Genomic DNA, 14,697 nt, shown 5'->3' with positions numbered 1-14,697 from the left:
TTTGCAGTATCAATAACGGCTCAAACGGGCGGTTGTGCAGAAAAACGAGAGCGCGCTCAAAAAAGCCGTCGGGATCCGACGGCCAACAGGACTACAGCATCGCGCCGATACTCAGAACAACCATGTTCAGCACCGTCAGAATTAGCAGCAGTGGTGCGACCCATTTCAGGTAGCGCACATAAGGAACACGAGCGATGGCCAACCCACCCATCACAACCGCTGAGGTGGGGGTAATCAGATTCACAATGCCGGAAGCGGATTGATACGCTGTGACGACCAGATCCCTTTGCACATGGGCGAAGTCAGCCAGCGGGGCCATAATGGGCATCGTGAGCAACGCCAGGCCAGACGAGGAAGGGACCAGGAAGGAGAGCAAGACTTCCAGCCAGTAAGTCACATTGATGAAAATGGTGGTGGACAGACCGGAGACTAAATTTTCGGCGCTGTGCAAAATGGTGTGGGTGATCATGCCGTTGTCCATCACCACGACGATACCGCGCGCAATGCCGATAATCAGCGCCACGCCGAGCAGATCCCGAGCCCCGTCAATGAAGGTACTGGTGAATGCTTCTTCACTCATGCGGGCAATTACGCCGACGATAATCGCAGATGCCAGAAAAACCCCAGATATTTCAGCCATCCACCAGCCGAGCACCGCGACGCCATAAATCATCACTGCAAAGGCGGCGGCGAATATCAGCAGGATCCACTTACGCGTAGCCGTGAATTCAAGATTGGTATTGGCGCGACTACCGAGAAAATGGGCACGGTTTTCCTCCATTTTATCGGCCACGATGGAAAGCTCAGGATGGCTGCGAACTTTCCGTGCATAGCGCATGACCCATACCACACAGATTACATAGCCGACGACCAGTAGCAGAATGCGCATCAGCATTCCCTGGGTGAAGGGGATCCCGGCGGCGTTAGCGGCGATAACTGTTGCGAAAGGGTTGATTGTTGAACCGAGGGTGCCGATGCCTGCGCCAAGCAAAACGGTTGCAGCAGCAACCAGTGGATCAAAGCGCGCAGCCATCATGACCGGAACCAATAAGGTGTAGAAAGGAAGTGATTCTTCCGCCATGCCGTAAATCGTGCCTCCGGCGGCGAAAAGTCCCATCAGGATGGGGATCATCCACTCTTCTTTGCCGTTCAGCCTGACCGTCACGCGTTCGATGCCGGCGTCGATGGCGCCCGTTTTGTTTACCACGCCGAGAAACCCGCCAATAATCAGGACAAACAACGCCACATCAATCGCGCCTGCGGTGTAGGTTTCGTGGTTATAAAGCCCGTCAATCGGAGCCAGCAGTACAGCCGTTAAACCTTGTGGATGCGCCTCTGTTGGGGCATAGGTACCGGCAACCGGCACTTCTTTGCCCAGGGTGGCATTCATCGCCATCTGGTATTTCCCGGCAGGGACAATCCAGGTCATAACGGCGACGAGCGCAATGAGAATAAACAGGATGGTATACGCGCTGGGAAATTTGAATTTGCCCATGATGTTCTCCGGATAGCTTGGGCATATGCCGCCAGGCGACACATGCCCGCTGGGGTTAGTCGCCGAGTGTCGCTACCATGACCGCTTTAATGGTATGCATCCGGTTTTCTGCTTCGTCGAAGACGATGGAATGCGCTGACTCAAATACCTCCTCCGTGACTTCAAGCCCTTTCAGGCCGTAAGCCGCTTCGATTTCACGGCCCACTGTGGTGTGCTCGTTATGGAAGGCGGGCAGGCAGTGCATGAATTTCACATTGGGATTGCCGGTCGCATCGATGACCTGCTGGTTAATTTGATAAGGCGTCATCAGGCTGACGCGTTCTGCCCACGCCTCTTTGGGTTCCCCCATCGAAACCCAGACATCGGTGTAGAGAAAGTCCACGTCGTAAACACCTTCCTCAACATCCTCTGTGAGCGTAATGCGCGCGCCCGTCACGCTGGCGATTTCACGGCATTCGGCAACCAGCGCCTCGTCCGGCCAGAAGGATTTCGGTGCGACCAGACGAATATCCATCCCCATTTTCGCCGCGCCGACCATCAGCGAATTGCCCATGTTATTGCGGGCGTCACCGAGGTAAGCGAAGCTCAGTTCGGGTAAGGTTTTACCCGGGGCGTGTTCCAGCATGGTCATCAGATCCGCGAGGATCTGCGTAGGGTGGAATTCATTCGTCAGCCCGTTCCAGACCGGCACACCAGCGAACTGCCCCAGTTCTTCCACGATCTCCTGGCCGTAGCCGCGGTATTCAATACCGTCATACATGCGACCTAACACGCGGGCGGTATCTTTCATCGACTCTTTATGACCAATCTGCGAGCCGCTTGGGCCAAGGTAGGTCACCTGTGCGCCCTGATCGAAAGCGCCGACTTCAAAGGCGCAGCGGGTGCGAGTTGACGTTTTTTCGAAGATTAGCGCGATATTTTTACCGACCAGCGTTTGCCTTTCGCGCCCGGCTTTTTTCGCCGTTTTTAACTCGATAGCCAGATCGATCAGGTACTGGATTTCCGTTGGGGTGTAGTCCAGCAATTTGAGAAAATTGCGATTTTTCAGGTTAACAGTCATGAAAATATCCTTATGTAGGCTGGATAAGGCTTCGCTTTACCCAGCAAAAAAAGCCTTAAGCGTTAACATCAGTGGCTTCGCGCCGAATTAGCGTGCCTTTGTCACCAGCGAGAATGGCCGAACCGTCAGCCAACGAGCCGATGCCAGCAATCCCGTGACAGTGAGAGACAAATTCCGCGCAGGCGGTGACTTTGGGGCCCATTGAACCGGCGTCGAATTGCATTTCGCTGAGCCTTTCCGGCGTAACCTGGGCCAGCGGGCGCTGGGTAGGTTTGCCCCAGTCGAGATACACCGCATCGGCATCGGTCAGGATCAGCAGCGCATCGGCGTGGATTTGTTTGGCGAGCAGGGCGGCGGAGAGATCTTTGTCGATCACCGCTTCAATACCGTGGTAGCCATCGGCTTTTTCCACCACCGGTACGCCGCCACCGCCGTTGCAGATAACCAGATGATCGCGGGCGATCAGTGTGCGAATGGCGTCACTTTCCACGATTCGTTTGGGTTGTGGAGAGGGCACAACACGGCGGAACGCTTTACCATCGGCTTTGAAAACCCAGCCTTTTTCCGCCTGTAACGCGTGGGCCTGGGGTTCGTCATAAATCGGCCCGATATATTTGGTGGGATTGCTGAAGGCCGGATCGTGGGCATCGACTTCAACCTGAGTCAGCAGGACACTAATTTCACGCTGTGGGAGCTGGTTTTTCAGGGCCTGTTGCAGCATATAGCCAATCATTCCCTGACTTTCTGCGCCGAGAATATCGAGCGGATAGGGGGTGACGTTGGCATAAGCACTGTTTTGTAACGCCAAAAGTCCAACCTGCGGGCCATTGCCGTGTACCAGAATTACGCGCCACTGCTGCGTGAGTTGAGCGAGAGTTCTTGCCGCCAGCTCAATATTCTTGCGTTGGATGTCGGCTTCCAGTGGTTCGCCACGTTTGAGTAGTGCATTGCCGCCCAGCGCCACAACCAGGGTAGGTTTGTTTTCCATAACGTCTCCTTAAATACCGTCGCGTTCCAGTGGGCAACTCATGCAGCGCGCACCGCCGCGCCCACGTCCCAGTTCGTCGCCAGGAATGGGTAAAACAGTGATGCCAGCTTTGTCGTATTTTTCGTTGGTCCAGATGTTACGTTCGTAGCCCACCACAACCCCGGGGCGCAGCGTCAGAACATTGTTCGCGTCATTCCACTGTTCGCGTTCAGCTTCGAAGGCGTCGCCACCGGTGGTGATCAGATTGATCTGGTCGAGGCCAAGTGCTTTTTCGAGGGCATGTACCAGCGTACTTTCCTGGGTGCGTTTCAGGCCGCCGCGCCCGTCTGGTGTCAGGGTCCAGCACTGGACATCCGGGCGCACCACTTCCGGGTAGACGGAGAAGGTATCGATATCGATGTGGGTCATGACGGTATCGAGGTGCATACAGGAGCGATGTTTCGGCAGTTCGACTGCGATGACGCGTTCTGCCTGGCGATGCTTAAATAGCGACTGGGCAAGGAACTCAATGCCCTGCGGCGTGGTACGTTCCGACATACCGATGAGAACTGCGCCGCGACCAATGACCAGTACATCTCCACCTTCTAATGTGGCGTGGTCGTAATTAATATTTTCATCGCCGAAATATTTAATAAAATCACCATCGGCAAATTGTGGATGCCAACGGTAAATCGCCCGCAAGTTATTAGTTTCTCGTTGACGTGCAGTTTTTGCCATCGGATTAATGGATACGCCGTTATATATCCAGCATGAGGTGTCGCGGGTAAATAAGTGGTTTGGTAATGGCTTCATAATAAAGTCATTAATATCGTGAGTATCGACCACCATATTTTTGATTGAGGCAGGAATTTCTCCGTATGTCAGCCCACCGCTTAAATGTCGGGCGAGCTCCCGGTGCTGCATATCTGCAAGCCAGGCGCGAATATCCGTGGCGAAAGCGGGGCCAAGCCGATAATCAGAAATTTGTGTATCCAGTAGCCAGCTTTTGGCATCGGGGATATCCAGAGTTTGTGTCAATAAATCAGTGAGTAACAGAACCTCAATTCCCTGTTGACGTAACGTGTTGGCGAAAATGTCATGCTCTTCTCCTGCACGTTCTACCGAAAGAACATCATCAAAAAGCAATTCCTGGCAATTTGATGGCGTCAGCCTTTTTAGGCTGAGGTTAGGGCGATGTAGCATTACGCTACGTAATTGACCGATTTCAGATCCGACATAATGCTTTTCCATCATTATTCCTTTAATACAATTTTAAAAAATAAAGAGGAGGTGCCTGCAAATAATGTTTATTGCAGTCATGGTTTTTCAGCTGATTTCAGAATCTATATTTAGATCTTATCTGATATAGAAACGTGATTCATTTCACAGTCAGGTCGATGTTTGGCATTTGTTGTTTAATTTATGAGATGGCTCTGAGAATTTAAAAAATAAAAACATGAATAATTGAATTACTACTCAGGAATATGTCTTGTTATTTAACTGTGTTAATTTTATGTACATATTTAAATATTTAATAAATTAAATAGTGCGTTGATTTTTATGTGTTTTTCTATATTTAATGAATTTTTATGCGAATCTATTATTTTATTATTTGTGCTGTAAGGTTTATTTCAAAATAAATATGACGATGAAGAAAGATAACGAAGGAGACGTAAACTGTGATCGATTGCTGGTTTTTCTAACAAAGCTTTCTATAACAGTGAGTTAGTGACTGAGTTGAAAAGTATGAGACGAAAGTTATGCAGAGTTTATGCATAACCTGTTGCTGGCTATTAGCAATTATTTAACATCATCAGCGATAAACATGCGTTGACGCAAAATATCGGTAAATAGCAGTGGTATGGCAGACCGTTTTTTCGTATAACAACAAAAATGAAACGATGTTTTAATTAAGGGGTTTGAAATGATTGTCGGCAATATTCACAACCTGGATGCCTGGCTGCCGGAAGAGCTGCGTCAGGCGATTGAGCACATTAAAGCGCACGTGACGGATGCGACGGAAAAGGGTAAGCACGACATCGACGGCGAACGTCTGTTCTATCTGATTGCTGAAGATATGACGGAGCCGTTTGCGCAGCGCCGCGCCGAATATCACGCTCGCTATCTGGATATTCAGATCCTGCTCAAAGGTCAGGAAGGCATGACTTTCAGCACGCAGCCTGCGGGCGCACCGGAAACTGAATGGCTGGCGGATAAAGATATCGCCTTCCTGCCGGAAGGCGAACAGGAGAAAACGGTGGTGCTGAACGAAGGTGACTTCGTCGTCTTTTATCCGGGTGAAGTGCATAAACCGCTGTGCGCGGTCGGCGCTCCGGCGCTGGTACGCAAAGCCGTGGTGAAAATGCGGGTAGCATAAACCGGTTTGCCGGGTGCGACTTACCCGGCCTAAGGAAGTACGATGGTAGGCCGGATAGGGTGCGTCAGCATCGCCATCCGGCAATTCAATCACGCAATGCTATGATTTGGAAAGCGTCGCGACCATCACCGCTTTGATGGTGTGCATTCGGTTTTCCGCCTGATCAAATACGATACTGGCGGGTGACTCAAACACCTCGTCGGTCACTTCCATGCCGCCGTGCAGACCATATTCCTGCGCCATTTGTTTGCCAAGCGTGGTTTGATCGTCATGGAACGCGGGCAGGCAGTGCAGGAATTTCACCTGCGGATTGCCGGTCAACGCCATCATCGCGCTATTAACCTGGTACTTACGCAACTGCGCAATACGTTCGGCCCATTTCTCTTTCGCTTCGCCCATCGATACCCATACGTCGGTATAGATGAAGTCCGCGCCTTTCACGCCCGTGGCGACATCTTCGGTTAGCGTTATATTGCCGCCGTTTTTCTGTGCCAGCGCTTTACACTCCGCAACGAGGCTTTCCTCCGGCCAGCAGGCCTGGGGCGCGACCAGACGCAGATCCAGTCCGGTTAACGCAGCGGCTTCCAGCATGGAATTGCCCATATTGTTGCGGGCATCGCCGGTGTAGACCAGCACCATCTCATTAAACGCTTTACCCGGCAGGTGTTCCTGCATGGTGAGTAAATCCGCCAGCAACTGGGTGGGGTGAAATTCGTTGGTTAATCCGTTCCAAACCGGAACTCCGGCATATTCCGCCAGCGTCTCGACAATTTCCTGACCGTGGCCCCGATACTGAATACCGTCGTACATACGACCGAGTACGCGGGCGGTGTCTTTGATAGACTCTTTATGACCAATCTGGCTGCCGCTCGGCCCGAGATACGTCACGCGCGCGCCCTGATCGTATGCGGCAACTTCGAAAGAGCAACGGGTGCGGGTTGAGTCTTTTTCGAAGATGAGCGCGATGTTTTTACCGGTGAGTTTAGCGACCTCGGTACCGTTTTTCTTATCCGTCTTGAGCTGCGCGGCGAGCTGGAGCAGTGACGTGAGTTCAGCAGAGGTGAAATCAAGCAGTTTCAAAAAATGTTTCTGATAAAACGCAGACATAGTTCCCTCACATGGCTTAGGCCATTTATTGAATTAAAATTCAATTTATATGGATGTTTATTCATTTGCAACCTTGTTTAACAAATCTTTCCTGGAAAGGTGGAGGCAATGACAGCGGTATGTGACAATAAGAGTATCGGCAGGACATTATGAGGAATGAGCCATGGCAAACCCGGAACTACTGGAAGAACAGCGTGAAGAAACGCGCTTGATTATTGAAGAGTTACTCGAAGATGGCAGCGATCCCGACGCGCTGTACACCATCGAGCATCACCTTTCCGCGGACGACTTTGAAACCCTGGAAAAAGCGGCAGTAGAAGCCTTCAAGCTGGGTTATGAAGTGACCGAGCCGGAAGAGCTGGAGGTGGAAGAGGGCGACACGGTTATTTGCTGTGACATCCTGAGCGAATGTGCTCTGAATGCCGAGTTGATCGACGCTCAGGTTGAGCAACTGATGAACCTGGCTGAAAAATTTGATGTGGAATACGACGGTTGGGGCACCTATTTTGAAGACCCGAACGGCGAAGAAGGTGAAGACGGCGACGATGAAGACCTCGTCGACGAAGATGATGACGGCGTGCGTCACTAAGTCATCTGCTGACCTACGGTAGCGTCTGCTGCCGTAGGCCAAGGATAACGTATGGATTACCTGCAAATACTCTCCCCGATCCACAACTTCCTGCACTGTAAAACGCCCCAGGCCTGGCTTGATAAAGCACGAGCCCCGGCGAATCTCCCTCTGTTACTGACGGATCATCTCGTCTGCGAGCTGAAAGCGGCGCAAACGGCCATGCTGCTGGTGCGTAAGTATGTTGCAGATAAACAGGGATCGCAGGCGCTACTGGACTGGCTGAAACCCTATGAAGCGTATGCTTTCAGAGAAGGGGATGAACCGGATTTTATCGCGCTGAATAAACAGATTAGCAAAAGCGTAATGCCGCAAACTGACGACCCGTGGGGGCGCAAGCTGATCGACAGCATGGTTTTGCTGATCAAAGAAGAGCTGCACCACTTCTGGCAGGTGCGTGAGGCGATGATGAGCCGCAACATTCCCTACGTCAAAATTACCGCCAGCCGTTATGCCAAAGGCATGCTCAAAGAGGTGCGAACCCACGAGCCATTAACGCTAATCGACAAACTGATTTGCGGGGCTTACATTGAGGCGCGTTCTTGTGAACGGTTCGCCGCGCTGGCGCCGTATTTGGATGACGATTTACAGGCATTTTATCTTTCGCTGCTGCGATCCGAGGCGCGGCACTATCAGGACTATCTGGCGCTGGCACAGCAGGTTTCTGCCGACGATATCAGTAGTCGGGTGCGGTTCTTTGGCGAAGTAGAAGCCGCATTGATTACTTCTCCCGACGATGAATTCCGCTTCCACAGCGGCGTGCCAGCCTGACTCTCTTCTCTGACGCGCGGCGCTAATCGTCGCGCGGTTTTACCTTTCCTGTTTCCATTAGCAAAATCTGGTGGCTGGAAATCGCTCGCTGCTGCCGTAATAATCAAAACACACGAAGGGGAAATATATCCCCGCAACAGAGACTGTTTTGCATAAGGATGGTTAATGAACTGGGCACACGTATTGTTGGCGGGTTATATCGGGGCGGTGATTGCTATCGTCGTTGGCATGTTTCGCAAAAAAGGCTGGCTGGGAAAGATCTCCGGCGCGGTGGTTTTTGTGGTAGCGATTGTCGCGTGGAATCTGTTTGATGTGCACTACCTGATCCCGCGCGAAAGCCCTGATTATGGGCTGACGGACGCGCAGAAATTTGAAAATGCGATGCTGGCAATGCCTGTTTATCAGGTACTTAAAGAGCAAGAACCCGCGTTATGGCAGAATATCCTCAACCAGGCAACGCAACTGAAAGAAGCTGGGAAAAGCGAACAACAGATTATCGACGCTATTCAGCCGCAAATCCTGCAGGTACAGATGGCGCGTTTGCAGCAGGCACCCGATGCCAATGTGATTGAGTATATGAAAATTAACCTCGAGCAGATTGCTGCGGTGGCAAAAGTGGGCGATGACGAGTGTTTTCGCTTTCTGTTCCCGGCGGTGAAAGGCGGGATTAACCCGGTGCGTATTATTCCGCGGGAGCTGATGAATCGTCGAATGGCCAGCGACATGAGTATGATGCACGCGGCTTATGGCCCGAACAAACATACGGTTACGGCGCAAGAGAAACAGCTGGCGCTTCAGGATCTGCAATCCATCGGCCCGGGATTGGTACAGCGCTTTGGACCGGATATCCAGATTATGGCTGATCCGAGTAAAGGTGTGGGCAAAGAGAAAGTCGCTTGTGAAATGGTGCAGGATTTATGGTCACAGGTGCTGACGCTGCCAACCGCTCGCGCGGCTGGCGTCATTCGGCTGATGCTCTCCGCCGAAATGCAGTAACGCAACCATTGCCCCTCCGGCTGAAGTCAGAGGGGCTTTATCATCCGCACTTCGCAATCCACGTGCCCGGTACAGCCCAGCGCTTCGCTGATATGCTCAAACCCTAAATGTTCATACAGGCGGATTGCCTCGGTCAGAAACGCCGTGGTCTCCAGATAGCACTGTTTGAAACCCTGCTCACGGGCATGTTCGAGGGCCATCAGCGCCAGCTTTTTCGCCAGCCCCTGACCGCGTGCGCTCGACAGGAAGTACATCTTTTGCAGTTCGCAAATGTCCGGTTCGCTACATCCTAACGGCGCAACGCCGCCGCCGCCCACGACTTCACCGTTTTGCTCAACCACCCAGTAGGCCGCGCCCGGCTGGCTGTAAACCTGGAATAGTTCATCCAGATTAGGGTCGGCAACGGTATAGCCCTTATCGGCAGTAAGCCCGTATTCAGCGGAAACTTTGCGGATCACCGCAGCGATAGCGGCATTATCTGCTGCGGTGATTCGGCGCAGCGTAAGCGTGGTGGGTAGCACAACATTCATAATATGGCTCAATTCTAAAAATACACTTATATATTTATTTAATACCACTCTCTTCTGTCGGGTGCAAGACGTTCCTGAATCAGAAAAAATTAAAATACATTGGCTAATTAAAAATAGTATTGTAAACGAACCAGTAAATAAACACTGGTTTTTATTTTTTATCTTAATGGAATTTATATTAGGGATATTGTTCATGAATGATTTTGTTGGTGGTCGGGAAAATCAACGACACACATTTATTTTTATCGGTAAAGGATGGCAGTACTTTATTATTTGCATTGTCAATTTTTTGCTGTGTTGTATTACTCTGGGTATTTATACACCGTGGGCGATAGTGAAATGTCGGCGTTATATTTACGAAAATATGACTCTCAATGGCCAACCCTTTACCTATAAGGCGACAGGTGGCGCGATACTCGTAAGCTTCTTGTCGATTATGGTGGTTTATGGTGCCAGCATGAGTTTTATTGCTAACGGCAGTCCTCTCGTTGGTTTTACTTTGATTGGTTTACTGGTAGCTGTCCTTCCATTAATGACCATAAAAAGCCTGCAGTATCAGGCGATGATGACGTCGCTTAACGGTGTGCGTTTTGGTTTTGACTGCTCACAATTACAGGCGTGGCTCTTTTTACTGGTTGTGCCAGTGGTGCTTGCTGTGGTGAACTGGGGAGTGATTTATCTTCTGACACTTGCCACCGACTGGATTGAGGGCAGTACTGGAATTCTTATCAGAATAGCATTTATCGCGTTGGTGGGAATTGTGGGTATGGGTATCACCTACGGTATTACCTATGCAAAATGGATGCAGTTAGTGGGTAATGGCGGTAATTTTGGTATTCACCGCTTTACTATTAACGTTAATATGAAAGCAAGCATAGTGGGGTGTATTAAAGCCGTGCTGGTACTGCTGCCATTTGTTGTTGTGATTCTCTGGCTAATTGCCCCTATCTTTCTGCAAATGGTGATGTTGGCTGTGTTAGGCGTGGCCGACGACGAATTTATCCGGGAGAATCAGAGCAGAATAATGGCGAGCTATTTTCTCTATTTCGCCGGAATTATTGTGGTTGGAAGCTATTTATACACCACGCTACGTAATCTGTTCATGAATAACCTGGCGCTGGCCGAGGGCAAAATCCGCTTTCATTCTTCCGTCACTGCACATGGCCTGATCTGGCGTTTTGTACTGGTGTTGTTTATTTCAGGCATCACGTTTGGGCTAGCTTATCCGTGGATGAAAATGTGGCTGGTCAGTTGGCTGGCCAGTAACTCCCATGTACAAGGGGATTTGGATGCGCTGGAACTGACTGACCATACAGAGGCGTTGGAAACAGGTCCGGCGATGTGGGTATCACGTGGTGTGATGACCTACTTCCCGTTCATCTGATACAACAAGGCCGGAGCATGCTCCGGCCTTTAATACGTGTATAACGTCAACGGCAATTACAGCGCGGCGATGACCGCCTGCTGCTCAATCAGCTTCGCTTTCGCTTCCGCATAACCGTCCAGCTTCTCACGCTCTTTGGCGATAACTGCTTCCGGTGCGCGAGCAACGAAACCTTCGTTGGAAAGTTTGCCTTCGATACGGGCAATCTCACCTTCGATTTTCGCCACTTCTTTCGCCAGACGCGCCAGCTCATCTTCTTTATTGATGAGGCCAGCCATCGGGATCAGCAGCTCGGCGCCGTCGATGATTTTGGTCACGGAGACTGGACCTTTGTCATCGGCTGGCAGTACGGTGATGCTTTCCAGACGCGCCAGGTTCAGCAGGAAGCTGCGGTTATCGTTCACACGGCGCATCGCATCAGCGCTGCAACCACGCAGCAGCAGTTCGAGCGGTTTGCCTGGGGCGATGTTCATTTCCGCACGGATGTTACGTACGGCAACGATCGCCTGCTTCAGCCATTCGGTATCAGCCAGTGCGGCTTCATCAACCTGTGCGGCGTTATATTCCGGGAACGGCTGCAGCATGATGGTGTCGGCGGTAATACCGGAAATCACCTTCACGCGCTGCCAGATGGTCTCGGTGATGAACGGGATGATCGGATGCGCCAGGCGCAGCAGACCTTCCAGAACGGTGACCAGCGTATTGCGGGTGCCGCGCAGTTCAGACTCGGAACCGCCGTTCATTACCGGCTTGGTCAGCTCCAGATACCAGTCGCAGAACTGGTTCCAGGTGAATTCGTACAGAATGCCCGCGGCGATGTCGAAGCGGAAGTTGTCCAGCGCTTCGCGGTACGCTTTGATGGTCTGGTTGAATTCAGCAAGGATCCAGCGATCCGCCAGCGACAGGGTCATTTCGCCGCCGTTGAAGCCGCAATCCTGGTCTTCGGTGTTCATCAGCACGAAGCGACTAGCGTTCCACAGCTTGTTACAGAAGTTACGGTAACCTTCCAGACGCTTCATATCCCAGTTGATGTCGCGACCGGTAGAGGCCAGCGCCGCCAGGGTGAAGCGCAGTGCGTCGGTGCCGTGCGGCTCGATGCCGTCCGGGAACTGCTTCTCGGTACGCTTGGCAATCTTCTCGGCCAGCTGCGGCTGCATCATGTTGCCGGTACGTTTCTCCAGCAGTTCTGCCAGGGAGATACCGTCGACCATATCCAGCGGGTCAATGACGTTGCCCTTGGATTTGGACATCTTCTGGCCTTCGTCGTCGCGGATCAGACCGGTCATGTAGACGGTCTTAAACGGCACCTGCGGCTTGCCGTTTTCATCTTTGATGAAGTGCATGGTCATCATGATCATGCGGGCAATCCAGAAGAAGATGATGTCGAAACCGGAAACCATCACGCTGGTTGGGTGGAACTGACGCAGCGCGTCGGTGTTTTCCGGCCAGCCCAGGGTAGAGAAGGTCCACAGTGCGGAGGAGAACCAGGTATCGAGTACGTCTTCGTCCTGGCGAAGCTGAACGTCGGCACCGAGGTTGTTTTCCTGACGCACTTCGTCTTCTGTACGGCCAACGTAGACGTTGCCGTCGTTGTCATACCATGCCGGGATACGGTGACCCCACCACAGCTGACGGGAAATACACCAGTCCTGAATATCGCGCATCCAGGAGAAGTACATGTTTTCGTACTGCTTCGGTACGAACTGAATGTCGCCGTTTTCAACCGCTTCAACCGCCGGTTTCGCCAGCACGTCGGCACGGACGTACCACTGGTCGGTCAGCATCGGTTCAATAACCACGCCGCCACGGTCGCCGTAAGGTACGGTCAGGTCGTGCGGTTTAATTTCTTCCAGCAGGCCCAGCGCATCAACAGCGGCAACCACCGCTTTACGCGCGGCAAAGCGCTCCAGCTTCTGGAACTCAGCCGGGATTTCATTGGAATAAACGTCGGATTCTTCGCCTTTGGTGTCGTACACTTCCGCGGTTTCACGGATGTCGCCGTCAAAGGTCAGAATATTGATCATCGGCAGGCCGTGACGTTTCCCGACTTCGTAGTCGTTAAAGTCGTGCGCCGGGGTGATCTTCACGCAGCCGGTGCCTTTTTCCATATCAGCGTGTTCATCGCCGACGATGGGAATGCGGCGGTTAACCAGCGGCAGAACAACAAATTTGCCAATCAGATCTTTATAACGCGGATCTTCTGGGTTGACGGCCACGCCGGTATCGCCCAGTACGGTTTCCGGACGGGTGGTGGCGACGACCAGGTAATCTTTACCATCAGCGGTTTTCGCACCGTCGGCCAGCGGATAGCGGATGTGCCACATTGAGCCTTTCGACTCGCGGTTTTCCACTTCCAGGTCGGAAATTGCGGTGCGCAGTTTCGGGTCCCAGTTCACCAGGCGCTTGCCACGATAAATCAGGTCTTCTTTGTACAGGCGAACGAAGACTTCTTTCACGGCATTGGAAAGACCTTCGTCCATAGTGAAGCGCTCGCGCTCCCAGTCAACGGAGTTGCCGAGACGGCGCATCTGGCGGGTGATGGTGCCGCCGGATTCCGCTTTCCACTGCCAGATTTTGTCGATAAACGCTTCGCGACCGTAGTCGTGGCGGGTTTTACCTTCTTCAGCGGCAATCTTACGCTCAACCACCATCTGGGTTGCGATACCCGCGTGATCGGTACCGGCCTGCCACAGGGTGTTTTTACCCTGCATACGCTGGTAGCGGATCATGGTATCCATGATGGTTTGCTGGAAAGCATGACCCATATGCAAACTGCCGGTGACGTTCGGCGGCGGGATCATGATGCAGAAGGACTCTTTGCTTTCATCGCCGTTAGGTTTGAAATAGCCCTGCTTTTCCCAGTGCTCGTAAAGCGGCTGTTCGATATCTTGTGGGTTGTATGTCTTTTCCATTATTTCCAGGTTGCCGTATTCAGGTTAAAACCAGCCACGCGGTAAGCTTTGTAGCGATCGCGTGCCGATTGTTTCAAAGAATCTTCGTAAGGAACGAAGTCTATCACTTCTGTGAAAGCGGTGGCAAAATCTGCAAAGCCAACGCGCAAACTGATAAGCAGGTCGCGCGGGCTGCTGTTGCGTTTCTCCGGCCAGGCAATTTCTACCGGTGCGCCGCCTCTGGGGCCTTCACCTGCCAGATTATGCGGAACAAAGCTTTCTGCCGGTCTTGCCCACAGGGCTTCATCCAGTCGAAGAGCCTGCTTTTCGTTTTCGCAGGCGATCAGCACGCGCTTGCCAGCACGCCAACGTTCTGCGGCAATTTCACACACCAACTGCTCGACGGCGCTTAAGCCATCGTGTTGCGTGTCATTGTCCAGAAGATAGAAAGTTGCGTTTCTCATATATGGGGCTTCTTCTGGTGAATTTAA

13 protein-coding genes are annotated in these 14,697 nt (G+C 52.0%); 5 read left to right on the top strand and 8 right to left on the bottom strand.

Annotated features, from left to right (window positions below; translation table 11 throughout):
• Nucleotides 1-91: 91 nt before the first annotated feature.
• The 4 genes from GPJ68_RS03095 to arcA are packed head-to-tail and all read right to left on the bottom strand — an operon-like array spanning nucleotide 92 to nucleotide 4,773.
• Nucleotides 92-1,495, bottom strand: coding sequence for a YfcC family protein (locus GPJ68_RS03095; protein WP_180837111.1), 1,404 nt, complete (start codon nucleotides 1,493-1,495; stop codon nucleotides 92-94).
• Nucleotides 1,496-1,550: 55 nt separating this feature from the next.
• On the bottom strand, nucleotides 1,551-2,555 hold the full coding sequence (gene argF / locus GPJ68_RS03090) for an ornithine carbamoyltransferase (protein WP_046275811.1): 1,005 nt from the start codon (nucleotides 2,553-2,555) through the stop codon (nucleotides 1,551-1,553).
• A gap of 55 nt (nucleotides 2,556-2,610) precedes the next feature.
• Nucleotides 2,611-3,543, bottom strand: coding sequence for a carbamate kinase (arcC, locus tag GPJ68_RS03085; protein ID WP_019078251.1), 933 nt, complete (start codon nucleotides 3,541-3,543; stop codon nucleotides 2,611-2,613).
• Between the two features lie 9 nt (nucleotides 3,544-3,552).
• The gene (gene arcA, locus GPJ68_RS03080; protein ID WP_016151497.1) at nucleotides 3,553-4,773 is read right to left on the bottom strand and encodes an arginine deiminase; all 1,221 of its coding nucleotides are present in this window, start codon (nucleotides 4,771-4,773) and stop codon (nucleotides 3,553-3,555) included.
• A gap of 673 nt (nucleotides 4,774-5,446) precedes the next feature.
• On the opposite strand from arcA, the gene GPJ68_RS03075 reads away from it, so the two are divergent.
• Nucleotides 5,447-5,899, top strand: a complete 453-nt coding sequence (locus tag GPJ68_RS03075; protein ID WP_103283427.1) for a YhcH/YjgK/YiaL family protein — start codon at nucleotides 5,447-5,449, stop codon at nucleotides 5,897-5,899.
• Nucleotides 5,900-5,998: 99 nt separating this feature from the next.
• Here GPJ68_RS03075 and argF (GPJ68_RS03070) read toward each other — a convergent pair whose 3' ends face one another.
• Nucleotides 5,999-7,006, bottom strand: a complete 1,008-nt coding sequence (gene argF, locus GPJ68_RS03070) for an ornithine carbamoyltransferase (RefSeq protein ID WP_016155574.1) — start codon at nucleotides 7,004-7,006, stop codon at nucleotides 5,999-6,001.
• 163 nt (nucleotides 7,007-7,169) lie between these two features.
• Between argF (GPJ68_RS03070) and rraB the strand changes: the two genes are divergently transcribed.
• From rraB to GPJ68_RS03055, 3 genes are all read left to right on the top strand, one after another.
• Entirely contained in the window at nucleotides 7,170-7,595 is a 426-nt protein-coding gene (gene rraB / locus GPJ68_RS03065; protein WP_016151501.1) for a ribonuclease E inhibitor RraB, read from the top strand.
• Nucleotides 7,596-7,646: 51 nt separating this feature from the next.
• Nucleotides 7,647-8,405 (top strand): tRNA isopentenyl-2-thiomethyl-A-37 hydroxylase MiaE, encoded by a 759-nt coding sequence (gene miaE / locus GPJ68_RS03060; RefSeq protein WP_019078254.1) that lies wholly within the window; start codon nucleotides 7,647-7,649, stop codon nucleotides 8,403-8,405.
• 165 nt (nucleotides 8,406-8,570) lie between these two features.
• Nucleotides 8,571-9,401 carry a hypothetical protein gene (locus tag GPJ68_RS03055; protein ID WP_019078255.1) on the top strand — a complete coding sequence of 277 codons (831 nt, stop codon included), beginning with the start codon at nucleotides 8,571-8,573 and terminating at the stop codon, nucleotides 9,399-9,401.
• 26 nt (nucleotides 9,402-9,427) lie between these two features.
• Here the strand turns inward: GPJ68_RS03055 and GPJ68_RS03050 are convergent, their stop codons facing one another.
• Complete coding sequence (locus tag GPJ68_RS03050; RefSeq protein ID WP_104651639.1) at nucleotides 9,428-9,931, bottom strand: GNAT family N-acetyltransferase; 504 nt, start codon at nucleotides 9,929-9,931, stop codon at nucleotides 9,428-9,430.
• A 193-nt stretch (nucleotides 9,932-10,124) separates the two neighbouring features.
• Between GPJ68_RS03050 and GPJ68_RS03045 the strand changes: the two genes are divergently transcribed.
• Nucleotides 10,125-11,315 carry a YjgN family protein gene (locus GPJ68_RS03045; RefSeq protein ID WP_172860584.1) on the top strand — a complete coding sequence of 397 codons (1,191 nt, stop codon included), beginning with the start codon at nucleotides 10,125-10,127 and terminating at the stop codon, nucleotides 11,313-11,315.
• A 56-nt stretch (nucleotides 11,316-11,371) separates the two neighbouring features.
• On the opposite strand, the gene GPJ68_RS03040 is transcribed toward GPJ68_RS03045, so the two are convergent.
• Complete coding sequence (locus GPJ68_RS03040; RefSeq protein WP_016151504.1) at nucleotides 11,372-14,227, bottom strand: valine--tRNA ligase; 2,856 nt, start codon at nucleotides 14,225-14,227, stop codon at nucleotides 11,372-11,374.
• On the bottom strand, nucleotides 14,227-14,670 hold the full coding sequence (gene holC / locus GPJ68_RS03035) for a DNA polymerase III subunit chi (protein ID WP_016151505.1): 444 nt from the start codon (nucleotides 14,668-14,670) through the stop codon (nucleotides 14,227-14,229). The genes GPJ68_RS03040 and holC overlap by 1 nt, the downstream gene beginning before the upstream one ends.
• Between the last annotated feature and the right edge of the window lie 27 nt (nucleotides 14,671-14,697).

It is taken from the genome of Citrobacter sp. 172116965, assembly GCF_013458095.1.
Lineage (GTDB): Bacteria > Pseudomonadota > Gammaproteobacteria > Enterobacterales > Enterobacteriaceae > Citrobacter > Citrobacter braakii.
This window is presented reverse-complemented; position numbering and strand designations above follow the sequence as displayed.

Excerpts from the sequence above, each read along its gene's own strand:
- holC (WP_016151505.1), bottom strand. The coding sequence starts at position 14,670 with ATGAGAAACGCAACTTTCTATCTTCTGGACAATGACACGCAACACGAT.
- arcC (WP_019078251.1), bottom strand. The coding sequence starts at position 3,543 with ATGGAAAACAAACCTACCCTGGTTGTGGCGCTGGGCGGCAATGCACTA.
- arcA (WP_016151497.1), bottom strand. The coding sequence starts at position 4,773 with ATGGAAAAGCATTATGTCGGATCTGAAATCGGTCAATTACGTAGCGTA.
- GPJ68_RS03055 (WP_019078255.1), top strand. The coding sequence starts at position 8,571 with ATGAACTGGGCACACGTATTGTTGGCGGGTTATATCGGGGCGGTGATT.
- GPJ68_RS03050 (WP_104651639.1), bottom strand. The coding sequence starts at position 9,931 with ATGAATGTTGTGCTACCCACCACGCTTACGCTGCGCCGAATCACCGCA.
- rraB (WP_016151501.1), top strand. The coding sequence starts at position 7,170 with ATGGCAAACCCGGAACTACTGGAAGAACAGCGTGAAGAAACGCGCTTG.
- GPJ68_RS03095 (WP_180837111.1), bottom strand. The coding sequence starts at position 1,495 with ATGGGCAAATTCAAATTTCCCAGCGCGTATACCATCCTGTTTATTCTC.
- miaE (WP_019078254.1), top strand. The coding sequence starts at position 7,647 with ATGGATTACCTGCAAATACTCTCCCCGATCCACAACTTCCTGCACTGT.
- GPJ68_RS03075 (WP_103283427.1), top strand. The coding sequence starts at position 5,447 with ATGATTGTCGGCAATATTCACAACCTGGATGCCTGGCTGCCGGAAGAG.
- argF (WP_046275811.1), bottom strand. The coding sequence starts at position 2,555 with ATGACTGTTAACCTGAAAAATCGCAATTTTCTCAAATTGCTGGACTAC.
- argF (WP_016155574.1), bottom strand. The coding sequence starts at position 7,006 with ATGTCTGCGTTTTATCAGAAACATTTTTTGAAACTGCTTGATTTCACC.
- GPJ68_RS03045 (WP_172860584.1), top strand. The coding sequence starts at position 10,125 with ATGAATGATTTTGTTGGTGGTCGGGAAAATCAACGACACACATTTATT.
- GPJ68_RS03040 (WP_016151504.1), bottom strand. The coding sequence starts at position 14,227 with ATGGAAAAGACATACAACCCACAAGATATCGAACAGCCGCTTTACGAG.